This is a genomic window from Shewanella sp. NFH-SH190041, assembly GCF_024363255.1.
In the GTDB taxonomy this organism is placed as follows: Bacteria; Pseudomonadota; Gammaproteobacteria; order Enterobacterales; family Shewanellaceae; genus Shewanella.
In genome coordinates, this window is the sequence record NZ_AP026070.1 from 3146036 (window position 1) to 3163508 (window position 17473).

The following is a 17473-nucleotide window of genomic DNA, read 5'->3' on the forward strand; positions in this document are numbered from 1 at the left end:
TTTTTCACCGGTTTACCCAAACTGTGGGACGGGGTAAGGTAAGGCTTTCACGTTTACGCAAAGGATACTGTGTCACATGAAAGCCCCGATTTTTATTGCTGCCCTGGCAGGTGCTTATCTGCTTTTTGTCGCTATTGTGGTACTGAACTACGAAGCGGGTCCTGAGGATTTAGACTGGGATAAACGAGAGATACACAATCTGCAGGTGATTTCCGCTCTGCATCTGGGACAGGAAAAACATCAGGTGGTAAAACTGCTGGGCAATGCTGACTTTTCCGAAGCCAAACCCGGAGTTCAAGGGGATATGGTGGTACTGTTTTACCGCACCCGCCGTGCCCATGCCGATGGGCAAACCACCCGGGATGAATGCACCCCGCTGCTATTTCAGAATAACCGCCTGATCGCTTGGGGGCACGACACCTATCAGCAGTACCTTACCCAGCCGTGGGCACTCCAGCAATCTGCCGATATCAGCCATAAACTATAACCTTCTCAGACCCAGACAGATAGTTGCGAATACGCTAACAGCCAAACCGTTATCGACCAGCGCATAGCTGAAATGCAGAAAGCAAAATAACAAAGAACCGGCAAATAGCCGGTTCTTTTCTATCGCTACCCAAGTTAACGTAGATTATGACTTATCGTATGGCTGGTAGGCCTCACCGCGCCTTATCCAATCGGGCGCCGGTGTCCCTTTCAGATAATGATCAAAGTACTGCATCATCCGCACGCTGTAATCAAGCTTATTGGGGTATTTTTTGAGATGATGCGGTTCATCTTCATACTGTAAAAAGACCACATCTCGCCCGGCGCGGCGCATCGCTAAGTACAACTCAATCCCCTGCTCCCAAGGCACAGCATCATCCTTATCTCCGAACATGATCATCATGGGCGTGCGGATGCGATCGGCATAAAATACCGGTGAGTTTTCCATATATTTATGGGGCGCAGCCATTAAACTAGCACCAATGCGGCTCTGACCCGCTTCATACTGAAATTGTCGCGCCAATCCTGAGCCATGGCGAATACCGCTAAATGCACTGGTCATATTCGATACCGGTGCCCCGCTCACCGCCGCCGCAAACATATGGGTCTGAGTCACGGCAAAAGCCGTCTGATAACCACTCCAAGAATGACCATGTAACCCGATAGCCTTAGGATCCGCTACCCCCATATCGATAATATGCTGCACCCCGGAGGTTAAAGCCTGCACCGCAGATGGGCCCGGGTAGCCCACTTCAAAACGGATATCCGGTAAAAATACCGCATAGCCCCGGTCGGTATACCAAGCAAAATTTGGTCTGTGGTTAATTTTCATGGCCGGGAAGCTGTGCAATCTGTCACTCATAAAGCGATAGTAATACACCAGCACAGGGTAGCGTTTACCCGGCTCATAACCGGTAGGCTTAATCAGTACCCCATCTAATGGCCGCCCATCACCATTTGTCCAGCTGACTAACTCTGCCTGACTCCAGTTAAAATCCTCTTTTTGTGCATCTAAAAAAGTCTGCCGTTTAGCCTGCTCAGGCTTGAGGTATTCAGCCGCATAGAGATCTGGAAACTGGTCATAGCGCTCTTTACTGAATATCAGCGTATTGGCATCGTTACTGCGCGATAGCAGTTTCAACTTATAGTCACCGGCCATTAATGGCGTAACTCCAGCCTGCCCCACGGTGGCTCGATAAAAGCCATCGCCCTTAGTGCGCTCAGAATATCCCTGTAGCATCACAGCCGCGGCGTTGGCTAATGTCGCCGGGCGGTCTTTATCCTGCGCAAGCCCTGTTACCCGATATTGAACACCATTACGGCGTCCTTGCCCATCTGTCAGCATAAAGCCTTGCTGCGCCCGGGTATCAAACTGCCAAATATCATATTTGTCATACACAAGTAAGCCGGCATCATCCTCCAACCAAGGACCAAAACCATAACCCGGCGCTGCCGATGGGTAATCATGGTCTTCATCAGCAAAAGGAGTGCTGATGCCACCGCTGAGTAAAATACGCCGTTTCGCGGCAATATCGTGCAGATATACCTGTCCTTGTTGGAAATAAGCGAGATAATTTCCGCCGGGAGACAGCGTGGGTTTATCGCCACTTGGCTGTTGGCTTATTACCAATTGCTTGGCCCCGGTATTGAGATCCACCAAATAATAGTCGCGGTAAAAACCCGCCCAGGTGATCATCTTACGGTAAGGGATATCCGAGCTAGCTAACAGGTAACGACGTTGTGGGCCAGCCATCACATCGGGCATGGTTTTATCGGCCAGCTGCACCACATTGCCATTGGGTAAGTGCATTACCGCCAGATAAGTGCGCTTACGTTCCTTATCATATTGTTTAATTTCATGGGGTTTAATTCTGGCATCTTCACCATGCCAAATGCGCAGATTACGCTTAGCCGCGATAATGTCCGGATCGAATAAATCGGCTTCTTGCTGATATTGCGGCAAGGTCAGCGTCTGACTCAGCTGGGGGACACGCCCAAAAAATAGCCGACGATTGTCCGGACTGAAATCCAATTTCGCATGGCGATTCAATTGCCACTCGCGGGTGTTAGGCACCCTAATCTGCTCAGCTGAATCAAGCTGCTGCACAATTAACTGATATTCCCGCGCATCAGGCTCATCTCCGGCATGTCCTTGGGTAAATGCCAAATACGCCCCATTATCACTCAAGGCTAATGCGCCGATTTGCTGGCCCGGCTCACGGGGGAGCAACTGGGATTTCCCGGTGTCAATCTTCAGCAAGGTCAATTGGTGAAACCCACTGGCAGTGTCATTGCTGGCAATGGCAACCAATGGCTTATCCCGACTAAAAGCAAAGCCGGTCACATGGGGAAAATCATAGTGTTTATCTGCCGCTAAATGCAGTAACGTCATGGGTGTGCCGCGATCCGCTTTTGCCGTTTTTTCGCCGTCATTCCCTTTTGCTGATTTTTTTTCAGCCGCATCTGTCGATTGAGGTGCCTCAAACCAAATGGCAAGATAAGCCCCACCAGCAGAAAAATGCGCCGACTTCACCCGTTCAAACAGTTGCTGCCGACCGGTGTGGGTATCAAGCAGGATCAGATTATTTTTGAGCTGTTTTTTTGTCTTACTGTCTGCCGTCTCACGCTGCAACAATGGCAGTTTTTGAGTCATCACAACAAAACGGCCATCAGCACTGACTTGAGGGTTACTGCCGCCCGCAATATCAAAGCTGCGCTCACCGGTTAATTGGCGTATCAGGGTGCGGGACTGCCCTCGGTCTGGTGCGGCCTCAACAGCGAGCAAAGTTCCATTATCGGATAGCCGGGGCTTTTTTAGGGATTCAAAAGCCATAATATCTGGCAGGGTTATCGGTTCTGTGCCGGCGATAGCTGCGCCAGACACCAGCATCATGCAGGAAACCAAAGGTAGTAACTTCAATGTTATTCTCTTCTTATTGTTTGGTTGAATTAACGTGTTTTGCAGGTTATCGGCTCAATCTTCGCGACTTGCAGCCATTTATGCAAGTCAACATCCATGACCAAACGTGAGGATAATCACTAATTAATGTGAAAGCATGATAAAAAACGTTTAAAATAAGTGTTTCTTATGTCGAATAAAGTTGTTGGATTTAGCTATCCGGCACCGACACTTGCAGTAACGACCAACCGTGGATGGATTTCAGATGTCAAAAAGAACAATTACCGTGATCCCGGGTGATGGGATTGGTCCCAGCATCATTGATTCTGCGTTGAAAATTCTTGATAAAGCCGGCTGTGATTTTGAATATGAATTTGCCGATGCCGGTCTCACCGCATTAGAAAAACAGGGTGAACTGCTGCCACAGCGTACTCTGGAACTGATTGAAAAAAATCGTATTACTCTTAAAGGGCCATTGACCACCCCGGTCGGAGAAGGCTTTACTTCCATTAACGTTACCCTGCGTAAAACCTTTAGCCTGTATGCCAATGTCCGCCCGGTATTGTCTTTTGCTGGCACCCAGGCACGCTATGACAATATCGATATTATTACCGTACGGGAAAATACTGAGGGCATGTACTCAGGGCTGGGGCAGAAAGTCTCTGACGACGGCAGCACGGCAGAAGCCACCAGTATTGTGACTCGCCAAGGCGCAGAACAAATCACCACATTTGCCTATGAATTGGCTCGTAAAGAAGGCCGCAAAAAAGTCACCATAGTGCACAAAGCCAATATCATGAAGTCTACCTCCGGCCTGTTTCTGAAAACCGCCCGTGAGATTAGCCAGCGTTACCCGGATATCGAAACTGAAGAGATGATTGTCGATGCCACCTGTATGAAACTGGTGATGAATCCGGAAAACTTTGATGTGATTGTCACCACCAACTTATTTGGTGACATTTTATCTGATCTGTGTGCTGGACTAGTGGGCGGATTGGGGATGGCCCCTGGCGCCAATATCGGTAAAAACGCTGCGATTTTTGAGGCCGTACATGGCTCAGCACCTGATATCGCTGGCCAAAACCTGGCTAACCCCACCTCAGTGATCCTGGCTTCAGTGCAAATGCTGGAATATTTAGGTATGTCAGATAAAGCCGCCGCGATTCGCTGTGCCGTATCAGATGTGATTGCCAATGGCGATCGCACCACCCGGGATCTTGGTGGTAACCATGGCACCACTGATTTTACCCAGGCAGTGCTGGAGCGACTATAAAGCCATCGTGTTCATGACAATGAAAAGGTGAAGCAATACTTCACCTTTTTTATGCGATTGCTGTCATCAAACTGCAATTTATGACCGTTATGTTTGCTAATTCTGCCAAGCTTTTTTGACTTCCTCAGCAATAATCTCTATGCCACGGCGCATACTGTCCTCATCTTGCACATAATTCATGCGAATGCATTCACTGCGGTGGCGCCAGTTATCATCCTCATCCGACATACCAAAGAAAAAGTACTCGCCGGGCACCACCAACACGCCCCTAGCTTTTAACCGCCGGTACAATGTCAATGTTGTAATCGGTAATCCTTCAAACCAAAGCCAAAGAAAAATAGCGCCCTGGGGCTGATGAATATGAAAACCCGGTACATCAATGGCGGCCTGTAACATGACAACCGCTTGTTGGGCTTTATGCTGATAATAGGGGCGGATCACCTCTCGACTCATCGGCAATAGAGTGCCAGAAGCAATCATCTCACCAGCAACAACCGGCCCCATCCCTCCGGGAGATAGGCTGACAATGCCATTAATATTGGTCAGCGCCTGGGTGATCGCTTCACTGGCGATGACAATGCCACAGCGCAATCCGGGTAAGCCTAATTTTGATAAACTCATAGACAAGACAATATTGTCGTGCCACAGCGGCGTTGCTTTAGTGAAAATAATATTGGGAAAAGGCGTACCGTAGGCGCTGTCAATAATCAGAGGAATACCTCTTTGCTGCGCCAAAGCATCCAAGCGGTGGATCTCATCGTCGGTCAACACATTTCCGGTCGGGTTCGTCGGTCGAGAAACACAAATGGCAGCAATATCCTCATCCAGCGGCAGTGCTGAAAAATCCACATGATATTTAAACATGCCCCCTTCCAGCCGGGTAATCTGCGGTCGACAGGCAACAAATAACTCATCTTCCAACCCAGCATCACGGTAGCCAATATATTCCGGGGCGAGTGGTAGCAGAATTTTTTTCTGAATTCCATTGCGCTGCGGCCCAGCAAGTAAGTTAAACAGGGCAAAAAATGCGCTCTGACTGCCATTTGTCAGAGAAATATTATTAGCAGTCACCGGCCAGTCGTAAGTTTGCTGAAGCAGTGATGCTAACGCGTGAATAAAAGCATCATTCCCCCGAGGGCCGTCATAGTTAGACATGGCAGCGAGCAATTCGCCGCTTTCCAGTAATGATGCGGTAGCACGGTGAAAGTAGTCTTGCATTGCGGGAATAGCCGCCGGATTTCCACCACCAAGCATAATGACCCCCGGCGTGCGCAAGCCATCATTCAGATCATCCATTAATTGGGTAATACCAGCGTAACGGTTAAATTTTTCACCAAAGCGGGAAAAAGCATTCACAGGGTGTTATCTCATCTCCATTAAAATAATGCCTATGTATTAACAATAATGGTGGGGAAATGCACGAAAATGCGCTGTAAATAGCGACCTATCTCATAACATAAGACTGATTGCGGCGCTTGATATGCCCCGGAATCGGTGACTAAGTTACTCAAGTCAAAAGAAAAGCAGAAATAAAAACAGCCGGAAGGTTTCCCCGCCGGCTATCAGCATTGTGTAATGCCATTCAATGGGTGCTTCTCACTGACCACCTATGTCACCACACACAGAAATGCTCTTATACAATTTAATCCCGCGCAGGCACAGGATCATTGGGACGCAGCCACAGGTGTACTGTCACTTCATCACGATCATGGTACAGATGCTTACAGTTAATCGCGAAATCTTCTACGCCATTTTCCCGCAGGATCTCATCCATGGTTGCCAGAATTTGGCTCACTTCCTTAAACCGGCTTTTCATTGGCAATTTAAGGTTAAAAATGGCTTCCCGGAACCAGCCATTAATTGCCCAGGCTTCAATTAACTCAGCCACTCGGCTAGGTTTTTCCACCATATCACACACTAGCCAATAGATATTCTTGCGGGGCGGCTCCCAACGGAAACCATCAGCCCGGAAATGCTTTACCTGCCCGGTTTCCATCAGCTTGTCATTCATAGGGCCATTATCAATGGCAGAAACCATCATGCCGCGGCGCACCAGTTGATAAGTCCAGCCACCGGGACAAGCTCCCAAATCCACCGCATTCATACCACTGCGCAACCGGGTTTCATGGGCCTCTTTCGGAATAAAGTGGATAAAGGCTTCATCCAACTTCAACGTTGAACGACTTGGCGCATCAGCCGGGAACTTCAAACGGGGAATCCCCCCGAAATGAGGTGACGTATTATCACTAAAGGAAAAACCCGCGTAGGCCTGACCAGGAGCCACAAAACAGATATGGATCACCGGCCGACGTGGATTTTCTTTTGCCAGCAATGAGCCAGACTGGCGCAATGCCTGACGTAGCGGCACAGTAAACTTACGGCAAAAAGCCGACAGCTCTTTAGACTCATTGGTATCCGGAGTTTCAACCCGCAGCTCACCGGCTTTCTGTACATCAGCTAAAGCCGCCACGATCGGGCTCACTCTGTCTTCCTGTGGCAGATCTTTTAACAGCTCAGTAGCAGCGAACATCTGCCGGGTAAACACCAGAGAGTCCAGCGATAACTCCCGAGCCAGACGTTCAGCATCACCAGGGGCAAAACACTGAAAAATGACGTAAGCATCATTATTATTGGCTTTAACAAAGCCGCCTACGTTTAATTCGCCAGCGCGTTGCTGGATCTCCGCAGCACAGTCTTTCTCATAACCGGCGCGGCAAAACAAAAACAGGTTTTTCATCGGAAACTCTTGCAATGCAGGCCCGAGGGCCAGGATGAAATAAAATCGGCGCGCAGTATAGCAAGTTCAGCAAAAAATATCGCAGCCGCTTACTCTAAGCCTGTCAGGCCAATCAGCCTTAGTTACCGTCTACCACCCGATCGCGCCACACAGCAACGGCCAGCAGCAACCATCCCACCAGCAAACAACCGCCGCCCATGGGCGTGATAGGTCCGACCCACTTTACGCCAGTCAGGGTATAGAGGTACAGGGAACCAGAGAACAACACTATACCAGCCAAAAACAGATAGACCGCCCAATCCAGCAGCTTGGATTTTATCCAATGAGCTGCAAAGGCCGCCGCAATAATGGCAAAAGTATGGTAGAACTGATATTCCACGCCCAAATTAAATATTTCAATCAAATGGGGCGGAGCAATACTTTTTAGTCCATGGGCACCAAATGCCCCCAGCGCCACGGCCATAAAACCGCTGAGGGACGCCAACAGAAAAAAACCTTTACGCATAACATGCTCCAATAAATTGCTGACAAGCCCGACAGGCCTGCGCCATATTTTCATCCAGGGTAAACCCGCTACGTTTTCTGGGAATGAAGCTGTGATCGCCATCGGGCAAAAACACTGTCTCTACCTGCTGCCCCAGAGACCACGTGGCCAACTGCGCCTGATTACCGAAACTGTCCCGTTCTCCCTGGATCACCAACGTTGGCAACGGCACCTGCTGAAGTGGTGCAAGCCTAGGCTCAGCAGTTGCACGCTTAGCGGGTGGTAAAAAGGGATACCCCAAACAGACAACACCGGCAATCATCGCGGTATACTCAGGCTGGGCGGCTAGCATTGCTGCCATCCGACCACCCATAGACTTACCCATCAGTATCACTTTACCGGCGCCGGCATTGTACAGTTGTGTAAGATAATCGCCGAAACAAGCCTGCAGTTTCTCGGCTTTATCCGGTGGACGGCGCTTACCATCCAGTTGTCGTTGCTGCATATAGGGAAAATTAAACCGCACAACGCTATACCCACCTTGTCGTGCTAAATCTGCCGCGATTTGAGCCATAAAACTGTGGTGCATATCAGCCCCAGCCCCGTGAGCAAACAAAATCACCCGGCGTCCCGACGACAATAATGGTTCACCATCAACCAGTATCCGCCCGGCAACAATATTATCCCGGAAGCAGTTCACTGCGGGACTCCTCAGCAAACATATCCAACATCCATTCTCGGAATGCCACGATTTTGCCTAATTCCGCATGGCTTTGCTGGCAGACGAGATAGTAAGCATCCTTACTGACGAGCACTTCCTGAAACGGGCAGACTAGGCGACCGGCTTTAATATCCGGCCGAGCCAATACACTGTACCCCAGAGCCACCCCCTGCCCGTGTGCTGCCGCTTGTAGCACCAAAGACGAGTGGCTAAAAATCGGCCCCTGATTCACATTGATATCCGTTACCCCACACTGGCGAAACCAAGCCTGCCAGTTATGACGACTGCTATCATGCAGTAAGGTATGAAATTTCAAATCTGCTGGCTTTTCCAGTGGTTTAGGGCCATTGAGCAGCAGTGGAGAGCACACAGGAATTAAGACTTCATTACGCAGTTTATCTGCCCGCACCCCAGGCCAATTACCCTGACCGTAATAAATCGCCACATCAACATCATCGGTAAGACTGGCACTGTCTGAGTCCACCGCCTTGATACGTACATCAATATCAGGATTTTTTTCACTGAATTTTGCCAACCGGGGCACCAGCCATTGAATGGCAAAACTGGGCGACATGGCTACTGTTAGCGAGCCGATGGCACTTCGGGCCAAAAGTCGGTCAGTCGCCTCACCCAAATGAACAAAGATATCTTTGATATCAAGAAAGTAACTTTGGCCTTCTTCTGTCAGCAGTAAGGAACGATTCTTTCGCCGAAATAATTTTAATCCTAAAAAATCCTCCAGCGCCTTGATCTGATGGCTTACCGCTGCTTGGGTAACAAAGAGTTCTTCCGCGGCACGGGTAAAGCTAAGGTGCCTCGCTGCCGCCTCAAATGCCTTTACAGCATTCAGGGGGGGTAAGCGTCTAGACATAGTGATCACGATCCCGTTTTTTGATTAGTTTTTCTAATCATGATTGTTACATTTTATCGTTTGTTAACGCCACCAGATTTGACTAAATTTTGCGCCAACAACATTGAGTGTTCCTCGGCTCACAGGCTACCCACGAGCCGCTGATAAACTGCCAGGAGGCATATTATGCGCTTAATTCTTCCTTTTGCCGCAGCTCTACTGTGTTTCAGCCAGATAGCCACGGCAACTGAAGTTCAGGTGACTATGACACAGGATGTTCCCCCCACAGCAATTGAGTTTGATTTCAACGCGTTGGATCAGGAAATTGCCGGCAACCTTGCCGAGCAGCTGCAACAAATGCAACAGGCCGAGTTTTCAGAGTATGGCGGCGATGACATACTGCTGGCAAACGATAAAGACACGAAAACCCGCTAAGTCTAAACCAGCTATAAAAAAGCCGCATCAAAGATACGGCTTTTTGTGATAACTGCGTTGAAAATAACCGGTTAGGCAAAATCTGCTTACCTATGGCTCTCGCTTTAGCACCTGATATTTGCTAACCGATTACATCTTCTTATGCCTAGTAACACCAGGTTATGGACGGTAAACCTTCACGTTGTCATAGCCCTGCTCAATCAGATACAGTGCTTGCAGTTTACTCATCACCCCTCGGTCACAGTACAAGAGGTAAGTTTTGCTGCGATCCAAATCGGCAAACTGCGTCGCTAACTTGAAGAAAGGAATCACTTTCACATCCACGCCGTCAATTTCCAGCGGGCTATTTTCCTCTTCTTCCGGCGCGCGAATATCGACTACAATCTCACCAGCAGCAATGGCATTAACAGTTTCGGTTTCCGTTACCTTGGTATCCATACTGGCAGCAATCTCCCGGATATCGATAATTTTGGCTTCGGCCAGCACACGATCAATCAGATCTTCAGAGAATTTCGTCTCTTCGGCCTCAATTTTTGCCAATACCGCTTTAACTGTTGGACGTTGGGAAATCACACCACAGTACTCTGGCATAGACTTAGCGAAATCTTCAGTACCAATACGGCGGCTTTCATTGATGATATCCTGCTTATCCATGGTGATCAGTGGCCGCAGGATCAGGATGTCAGTACAACGGTCAATCACATTCAGGTTTGTCAGCGTTTGACTAGATACTTGGCCTAAGCTCTCCCCTGTTACCAGCGCCTGGATGCCCATACGCTGCGCAACTCGGCTGGCAGTACGCATCATCATCCGCTTAAGAATAACGCCCATCTGGCCGTTATCGATACGTTCCAAAATTTCTGCGACTACAGGCTCAAATGGAATAGAAACGAACTTAACCTTGTGTGACTCACCGTAGGTCTTCCACAGATGGTAAGCCACCTGCTTCACACCAATCTCATGCTGGGCACCACCCAAATTAAAGAAGCAGTAGTGGGTACGCGCCCCTTTTTTGATGAATTGGAAGCTCGATACCCCGGAGTCAAAGCCACCAGAAATCAATGACAACACATCTTCTTGAGTTGCCATTGGGAAACCACCCAGGCCATCAATGCGCTTTTCCACCATATACAGTTTGTCATTATCAATTTCTAGATTGATAACCATATCGGGATTTTTCAGCTTCACACCGGCCGCTTCAGTAAACTGATTTAAGCCACCGCCAACATAGCGCTCCACTTCGATAGATTTAAATTCGTGCTTACCGGTCCGCTTTACCCGCACGCAAAACGTTTTGCCTTTCAGCTGATCACGGTAAACCGGCAGCGCCTGCTGATAAATGTCATCAACAGAATCAAAGGTATATTCATTTACCTGCAGAGAGTGAGCAATACCTGGGATACAGGCCAAACGTTCAGCCAGTTTATCCTGCAATTCAGGTTTGTCTTTAGGTACCACAACGACCAACTTGTCCCACAATTGCTGAACTTTGACTTCTTCATCAACTTTTTTCAGCACATTACGGATATTGGTTTCGAGCATTTTGGTAAAACGTTTTCTTACCGATTTGCTCTTCATCATGATTTCTGGGTACAACTTAACGATAAACTTCATGGGGCTTCCACGGGCAATAATTCAAACAGCAATTTTCTGATTATAACAAAGAGCGCTGATACAGCGCACCACGTTTCCCCGTTCAGTTCATGCTACCAACGCAGTTTCCACTATTAATTGGCATCATCAATGCCATTAAACGCTGTTGGTATGAGCTAATATGCCTTGAACTAGCGGCCATCAACCGGGCCGATACTGATGGGATCAGACTGTTTCGCTTTCCCCTGCATAATGGCAATTTCTACGCGACGATTACGGGCACGGTTTCCCGCGGAAGTATTGGGACTAAGAGGGTTATTATCAGCCATCCCCACCACCTGCATTCGTGCAGGGTTTAAGCCCTTCACCTTAACCAATTCTTGAGCCACCGAGACCGCCCGGGTGGCAGACAAGTCCCAGTTAGAAGTGTAAAGCTCATTGGCAATTTGCATATTATCCGTGTGGCCAGAGACAATAATCACGCCGGGAACATCCTTTAGCAGCTCACCGATGGCACGAATAACCGGGCGAACTCTGGGTTGTAAAAAGCCAGAACCGGAGGCAAAAGCGCCCTTTTCACGGATACGGATAATAATTTGCTGCCCCAGTGATTCCAGCTCGATAGCGCCATCGGTAATTTCTTTACTCAGCTGCTCTGCCATTTTTTTCGCTTGCTGCTGTACTTCTTCTTGCTGTTTACTGCTGCTAGATTCACTCTGCGCTGCCGCAGCGGCCGCCTGCTGAGATGATGCGGCCGCGCTTCCCCCACGTTGAGCACCCTGCTGAGCCTGCACCCCGCCGGAGTTATCATCTTCTCCCGCTTGTAGCTCCATCATGGGCTCGGTCATTTCCTGAGTTTGCTGATTGATGACTTCGATGGGCGTAGGATCTGGCCGACCGGGACGAAATTCCAAGGCAATTACTGATGTCCCCTTGGGTACATCTTTCACATTGACCTTATTCTGCACCCCGAAAGCATGTTTCATGGAACCCGCAATTTGCTTGAACTTCACCACATCCATTTCAGAAAATGCCAACAGCAGTACAAAGAAACACATCAGCAGTGACATCAAGTCAGCAAAAGTGGCCAACCACATAGGCGCGCCCGGTGGGGGACAGACACACTTTTTCTTCGCCACCGGTTATTCCCCGTCCCCGGTTTCCAACTGACGCTTGCCTTCATGCAGATAGTTTTTCAGAAAACTTTCAATCACCCTGGGATTCTGGCCATCCTGAATCGCCAGTACCGCATCCATAATCAAATTACGTGCTAACAGATCTTCTGTCATACGTAACTCCAGCTTATCCGCAATAGGAATGGCCACCATATTGGCCAAAATCGCTCCATACAGCGTTGTCAAGAGTGCTACCGCCATCGCCGGTCCAATGGACTTGGGGTCGTCCATATTCGACAACATCGCCACCAAGCCCACCAGGGTACCAATCATGCCCATGGCTGGAGCAACATCGCCAAGGGCTTTGAAAATCCCTACGCCAGCTTTATGGCGCTCTTCCGTCAGGCCGATATCTTTTTCCAATGTATCACGCACCGCATCGGCATCATGACCATCAACCAGCATGTCCACCGCTTTTTGCATAAATGAGTTGGAAATCTGCGCCTCTTCCAATGCCAAAAACCCCCCTTTGCGGGCGGCATCGGCCATGGTGACAGACTGTTCAATCAGATCTTCCAATTTATCCAGCTTGAACATAAAAGCTTTACCAAAGATGCCCCCCGCCCCGATCAATGAAGCCAGATTGAATTTCATCATTACCACAAACAATGAGCCGCAAAACACAATCAGCACGGATGGAACGTCAATAAAAATTCCCAATCCGCCACTGCTGATCATGGCGCCGACCACAAAGCCAAAGGCCCCGATAAGTCCAATTAATGTTGCTAAATCCACCCAAGGCTCCTTGATCTGGACCGGCGCGGAGAGAACAGCCAATGTGTCACTGGCTGAGATGGCCGGTTGCATCCCTGTACTGTGCCTATTCCATTACTGACAACATATTCCGGTGCTCAAGCCATCAAGATGGCGCTTTTATCACCGGCAAAACAGTAAAGTCGTTTAATAAGTCGCTATTTTCAGTTATCGGACAAACTCCAGCCAAGTTTAGTCCGTTTTTATTTTTTCCAACAAAAATTGCCAGTTAAACCGTGCTATTGAGCAAATAACACGCGACTGAATTTGACCCAAATCCTCGCCTGATATACTTTGTGTCAGCTTAATCGAGGAATTGAACACGTGGCCAAAAAACCTGAAAATCTCAGCTTTGAAGAATCCCTGTCGGAGCTAGAAAAAATCGTTGCAGAACTGGAACGGGGTGAGGTTTCCCTGGATGATGCACTAAAACAATTTGAACGGGGTATTGCCCTAGTGCGCAGCAGTCAAACCAAACTGGAACAGGCCCAGCAAAAGGTGTCAATCCTGCTGCAGCAGGATGAACAAGCCGCCCTGTCGAGCTACAACACCGAGGAAGAATAAGCGTGTTAGCCGATTCCATTTTGCAGTATCAACAACGGGTTGATACGCAGTTAAAATCCTATTTAGATCCCCTTGATGACCATGCCAGCCAACTAAAATCCGCCATGACTTATGGTGCGTTAATTGGTGGCAAACGTATCCGACCATTTTTGGTATATAGCGTTGGTCAAATGCTGGGAGTGCCCCTGTCTCAATTGGATGCCTGCGCGGCGGCCATTGAATGTATTCATGCGTATTCGCTTATCCATGACGATTTACCCGCTATGGATGATGATGCGCTGCGTCGGGGAAAACCCACGGTTCATATTGCCTTTGATGAAGCAACGGCAATTTTGGCCGGCGATGCCCTGCAGACTCTGGCATTTGAAATTTTAAGCCAACCAATATCCGGCATGGCGGCCACGCAGCAGTTACAATTAATGTCAGCATTAGCCAAAGCGTCCGGCTATACCGGCATGTGTGGTGGTCAAGCAATTGATCTGGGTTGTACCGGCAAACATATTGATCTGCAGACCCTGACCCAGTTACACAATAAAAAAACCGGCGCCTTGATCCACTGTGCGGTGGAAATGGCACTGATTTGTGCCAATGCTGATAAGGACATTCGCCATGCCTTGCTCAGCTATGCCGATGCCATCGGGCTGGCATTCCAAGTGCAGGATGACATTTTGGATATTACCGCCACCACCGAGGAACTAGGTAAGCCACAAGGATCAGATTCTGAGGCCGATAAAAGTACGTTCCCACAGCTACTTGGGCTTGACGGCGCAACCGCGACAGCCGAGCAGCTTATTCAGGACGCACTTTCCGCACTGACAGCATTACCATACAATAGTCAGTTAATTGCAGACTTCGCTCAATACATTATTACGCGAAGAATATAATACAGAGACAAAGTAGCTCACTATGAGTTTGGACATTTCGCATTATCCACTGTTGGCACAGGCCAACACCCCTGATGAGCTCCGCCAATTGCCTCAGGAGGCCCTGTCACAGGTCGCCGATGAGCTGAGGGAATTTCTGCTCAAATCCGTAGGCATGTCCAGTGGACACTTTGCCTCTGGTTTGGGCACGGTTGAGCTAACCGTTGCGCTGCATTACGTCTATAACACCCCATTTGACCGCTTGGTCTGGGATGTGGGCCATCAAGCTTATCCCCATAAGATCCTGACCGGTCGCCGTGAACAGATGCCTACAATTCGTCAAAAGAACGGTCTGCATCCATTCCCGTGGCGCGGTGAAAGTGAATACGATACCTTTAGTGTCGGCCACTCAGGAACTTCCGTCAGTGCCGCATTGGCGATGGCCGTTGCCGCAGAGAAAGAAGGTGCTGGCCGTAAAGTGGTTGCGGTTATCGGTGATGGCGCGATGACAGGTGGTATGGTATTTGAAGCCATGAACCACGCAGGTGATCTGCATAATGACATGCTGGTTGTGCTAAATGACAACGAAATGTCCATTTCTGAAAACGTTGGGGCACTGAATAACCATCTGGCGCAATTGATGTCAGGCCGCTTCTACACCACGATCCGTGAAGGCGGTAAAAAAGTATTGCAGGGAATGCCTGTCATCAAGGAGATGGCCAAGCGGACAGAAGAGCACCTCAAAGGCATGGTGGTACCAGGCACCCTGTTTGAGGAGTTAGGCTTTAATTATATTGGCCCAATTGATGGCCATGATGTCAATGCCATGGTGGAAACCCTGCGCAATATGCGTAATTTAAAAGGGCCACAAATCCTGCATATCATGACCAAAAAAGGCAAAGGTTATGAACCTGCGGAGCGGGACCCCATCGGCTGGCACGCTGTGCCAAAATTTGATCCCAGTAAATTTGCCAAACCAGCAACCAAGCCTGGTAACCCGACCTTTTCCCAAGTCTTTGGCAAATGGCTGTGTGATATTGCGGCGACAGATGACAAAGTACTGGGCATTACCCCGGCGATGCGTGAAGGCTCCGGCATGGTGGAGTTTTCCCAGCGCTTCCCACAGCAATATTTTGATGCTGCGATTGCAGAGCAACATGCCGTCACCCTAGGGGCAGGCTTTGCTTGTGAAGGCTTCAAGCCAGTCGTGGCGATTTACTCCACCTTCCTGCAGCGCGGTTATGATCAGCTGATCCACGATGTGGCACTACAAAAACTGCCGGTACTGTTCGCCATTGACCGGGGAGGAATTGTGGGCGCTGATGGGCCAACCCACCAGGGGGCATTCGATCTGAGCTTTATGCGTTGTATCCCCAATATGGTGATCATGACGCCAAGTGATGAAAACGAATGCCGACAAATGCTGTACACAGGTTACTGCTATCAAGACGGTCCTACTGCGGTTCGTTATCCGCGAGGCAGTGCCACTGGGGTAACACCGGATGAAACCATGACAGCATTGGAGATCGGTAAAGGTCGCGTTGTCCGTCAGGGTAAGAAAGTGGCTATTTTAAACTTCGGCACCACCCTAAGCAGCGCTCTGACCGCTGCCGAGCAGCTGGATGCGACTGTCGCCGATATGCGTTTTGTCAAACCACTGGATACTGAGCTGGTTCGTCAACTGGCACAAGACCACGATGTGTTAGTGACACTGGAAGAAAATGCCATTATGGGCGGCGCTGGCACTGGTGTGCTTGAATGGCTGGCGCGTAATCAATTGATGCGACCAACATTACAGCTGGGTCTGCCAGATGAATTTATTAAACATGGCGCAGCAGATGAGATCTTAGCTGAGTTACGGTTGGACGCTGCCGGCATTACCCAGCAAATCAGAGAGTTTATCGCTGATTAACACGATTATCTTTAAAATAAAAAAGGACGCATTTTGCGTCCTTTTTGTTTTGCACAGTGCCAATCTTAGCCTTGGGAAACCATGACCATGGCTGGACGCAGCAGACGATCATTCAGCAGATACCCTTTTTGCATAACCAACATAACGGTATTTGCAGGGTATTCCGTGCTTGGCTGCATGCCAATGGCTTGGTGATGTTCTGGATTAAAAGCTTCACCCATAGGATCAACTGGGGTGATACCAAACTTGGCCACAGCAGTCATCAAGGTCTTCAGGGTCAATTCTACCCCTTCAATCACAGCTTTAGCTGCCTCATCTTCTACGGTACCAAGCAGAGCTCGTTCCATATTGTCGATCACTGGCAGCAGCTCATTGGCAAACTTTTCCAGGGCAAATTTACGTGATTTTTCAACATCAATGGCGGCGCGACGACGGATATTTTCCATTTCAGCGACAGCGCGCAGGGCTGCATCTTTTTCTTCTGCAGCTTTTGCTTCCGCTTCAGCCAGAGCCTGTTCCAGCTCTTCAATGCGGAAGTTAGCCTGGGTTAATTCATCCACCAGGGCGGCATCTTCCTGGGCAACCTCAGACTCAATAACGTCTTCAACCTGGTCCTGTGGTGCTTGCTTCTCTTCGTTGCTCATTGTTACTCCAGCTAAAAATGCTTTGGTTTCTGCATACTCAGGGCATATTATGGGGGCTAAATTTGATGTTTCAAGGCCTATGCC

Annotated in this window: 16 protein-coding genes; 6 read left to right on the forward strand and 10 right to left on the reverse strand. The window is 49.1% G+C overall.

Translation table 11 applies throughout. The annotated features are described in order from the left end of the window. Window positions 1-76 precede the first annotated feature (76 nt). Window positions 77-487 carry a DUF3192 domain-containing protein gene (locus tag NFHSH190041_RS13960; RefSeq protein ID WP_261922383.1) on the forward strand — a complete coding sequence of 137 codons (411 nt, stop codon included), beginning with the start codon at window positions 77-79 and terminating at the stop codon, window positions 485-487. 144 nt (window positions 488-631) lie between these two features. On the opposite strand, the gene NFHSH190041_RS13965 is transcribed toward NFHSH190041_RS13960, so the two are convergent. Further along, complete coding sequence (locus NFHSH190041_RS13965) at window positions 632-3406, reverse strand: prolyl oligopeptidase family serine peptidase (protein ID WP_410010833.1); 2775 nt, start codon at window positions 3404-3406, stop codon at window positions 632-634. 244 nt (window positions 3407-3650) lie between these two features. On the opposite strand from NFHSH190041_RS13965, the gene NFHSH190041_RS13970 reads away from it, so the two are divergent. Then, window positions 3651-4658 (forward strand): isocitrate dehydrogenase, encoded by a 1008-nt coding sequence (locus NFHSH190041_RS13970; RefSeq protein ID WP_261922384.1) that lies wholly within the window; start codon window positions 3651-3653, stop codon window positions 4656-4658. Between the two features lie 96 nt (window positions 4659-4754). Here the strand turns inward: NFHSH190041_RS13970 and NFHSH190041_RS13975 are convergent, their stop codons facing one another. From NFHSH190041_RS13975 to NFHSH190041_RS13995, 5 genes are all read right to left on the reverse strand, one after another. Beyond that, the gene (locus NFHSH190041_RS13975; RefSeq protein ID WP_261922385.1) at window positions 4755-6014 is read right to left on the reverse strand and encodes a valine--pyruvate transaminase; all 1260 of its coding nucleotides are present in this window, start codon (window positions 6012-6014) and stop codon (window positions 4755-4757) included. A 286-nt stretch (window positions 6015-6300) separates the two neighbouring features. After that, entirely contained in the window at window positions 6301-7395 is a 1095-nt protein-coding gene (gene rlmM, locus NFHSH190041_RS13980; protein ID WP_261922386.1) for a 23S rRNA (cytidine(2498)-2'-O)-methyltransferase RlmM, read from the reverse strand. Between the two features lie 118 nt (window positions 7396-7513). Further along, window positions 7514-7900, reverse strand: coding sequence for a DUF423 domain-containing protein (locus tag NFHSH190041_RS13985; RefSeq protein WP_261922387.1), 387 nt, complete (start codon window positions 7898-7900; stop codon window positions 7514-7516). Further along, window positions 7893-8579 (reverse strand): alpha/beta fold hydrolase, encoded by a 687-nt coding sequence (locus NFHSH190041_RS13990; RefSeq protein WP_261922388.1) that lies wholly within the window; start codon window positions 8577-8579, stop codon window positions 7893-7895. Before NFHSH190041_RS13990 ends, NFHSH190041_RS13985 begins: the two co-directional genes overlap by 8 nt. Continuing rightward, the gene (locus NFHSH190041_RS13995; RefSeq protein WP_261922389.1) at window positions 8560-9471 is read right to left on the reverse strand and encodes a transcriptional regulator GcvA; all 912 of its coding nucleotides are present in this window, start codon (window positions 9469-9471) and stop codon (window positions 8560-8562) included. The genes NFHSH190041_RS13990 and NFHSH190041_RS13995 overlap by 20 nt, the downstream gene beginning before the upstream one ends. Window positions 9472-9636: 165 nt before the next feature. Here NFHSH190041_RS13995 and NFHSH190041_RS14000 point away from each other — a divergent pair, with 165 nt between their 5' ends. After that, the gene (locus NFHSH190041_RS14000; RefSeq protein ID WP_261922390.1) at window positions 9637-9885 is read left to right on the forward strand and encodes a hypothetical protein; all 249 of its coding nucleotides are present in this window, start codon (window positions 9637-9639) and stop codon (window positions 9883-9885) included. Window positions 9886-10044: 159 nt separating this feature from the next. Here the strand turns inward: NFHSH190041_RS14000 and thiI are convergent, their stop codons facing one another. The 3 genes from thiI to pomA form a co-directional block, all read right to left on the reverse strand. Beyond that, on the reverse strand, window positions 10045-11499 hold the full coding sequence (gene thiI / locus NFHSH190041_RS14005; RefSeq protein WP_261922391.1) for a tRNA uracil 4-sulfurtransferase ThiI: 1455 nt from the start codon (window positions 11497-11499) through the stop codon (window positions 10045-10047). Between the two features lie 170 nt (window positions 11500-11669). Further along, window positions 11670-12617 carry a flagellar motor protein MotB gene (locus NFHSH190041_RS14010; protein ID WP_261922392.1) on the reverse strand — a complete coding sequence of 316 codons (948 nt, stop codon included), beginning with the start codon at window positions 12615-12617 and terminating at the stop codon, window positions 11670-11672. A 3-nt stretch (window positions 12618-12620) separates the two neighbouring features. Next, complete coding sequence (gene pomA / locus NFHSH190041_RS14015) at window positions 12621-13388, reverse strand: flagellar motor protein PomA (RefSeq protein WP_261925132.1); 768 nt, start codon at window positions 13386-13388, stop codon at window positions 12621-12623. Window positions 13389-13730: 342 nt separating this feature from the next. Here pomA and xseB point away from each other — a divergent pair, with 342 nt between their 5' ends. Genes xseB through dxs form a run of 3 tightly spaced genes read left to right on the forward strand, consistent with a single transcriptional unit; the run spans window position 13731 to window position 16745 of the window. After that, complete coding sequence (gene xseB, locus NFHSH190041_RS14020; protein WP_261922393.1) at window positions 13731-13970, forward strand: exodeoxyribonuclease VII small subunit; 240 nt, start codon at window positions 13731-13733, stop codon at window positions 13968-13970. A 2-nt stretch (window positions 13971-13972) separates the two neighbouring features. Next, entirely contained in the window at window positions 13973-14854 is an 882-nt protein-coding gene (gene ispA / locus NFHSH190041_RS14025) for a (2E,6E)-farnesyl diphosphate synthase (RefSeq protein ID WP_261922394.1), read from the forward strand. A 22-nt stretch (window positions 14855-14876) separates the two neighbouring features. Then, complete coding sequence (dxs, locus tag NFHSH190041_RS14030) at window positions 14877-16745, forward strand: 1-deoxy-D-xylulose-5-phosphate synthase (protein WP_261922395.1); 1869 nt, start codon at window positions 14877-14879, stop codon at window positions 16743-16745. A 65-nt stretch (window positions 16746-16810) separates the two neighbouring features. Here the strand turns inward: dxs and grpE are convergent, their stop codons facing one another. Then, on the reverse strand, window positions 16811-17389 hold the full coding sequence (grpE, locus tag NFHSH190041_RS14035; protein WP_261922396.1) for a nucleotide exchange factor GrpE: 579 nt from the start codon (window positions 17387-17389) through the stop codon (window positions 16811-16813). Window positions 17390-17473 lie beyond the last annotated feature (84 nt).

Coding starts and splice junctions, on each gene's coding strand:
- dxs (WP_261922395.1), top strand. CDS start 14,877: ATGAGTTTGGACATTTCGCATTATCCACTGTTGGCACAGGCCAACACC.
- NFHSH190041_RS13995 (WP_261922389.1), bottom strand. CDS start 9,471: ATGTCTAGACGCTTACCCCCCCTGAATGCTGTAAAGGCATTTGAGGCG.
- NFHSH190041_RS13960 (WP_261922383.1), top strand. CDS start 77: ATGAAAGCCCCGATTTTTATTGCTGCCCTGGCAGGTGCTTATCTGCTT.
- NFHSH190041_RS13970 (WP_261922384.1), top strand. CDS start 3,651: ATGTCAAAAAGAACAATTACCGTGATCCCGGGTGATGGGATTGGTCCC.
- NFHSH190041_RS13985 (WP_261922387.1), bottom strand. CDS start 7,900: ATGCGTAAAGGTTTTTTTCTGTTGGCGTCCCTCAGCGGTTTTATGGCC.
- thiI (WP_261922391.1), bottom strand. CDS start 11,499: ATGAAGTTTATCGTTAAGTTGTACCCAGAAATCATGATGAAGAGCAAA.
- NFHSH190041_RS14000 (WP_261922390.1), top strand. CDS start 9,637: ATGCGCTTAATTCTTCCTTTTGCCGCAGCTCTACTGTGTTTCAGCCAG.
- rlmM (WP_261922386.1), bottom strand. CDS start 7,395: ATGAAAAACCTGTTTTTGTTTTGCCGCGCCGGTTATGAGAAAGACTGT.
- grpE (WP_261922396.1), bottom strand. CDS start 17,389: ATGAGCAACGAAGAGAAGCAAGCACCACAGGACCAGGTTGAAGACGTT.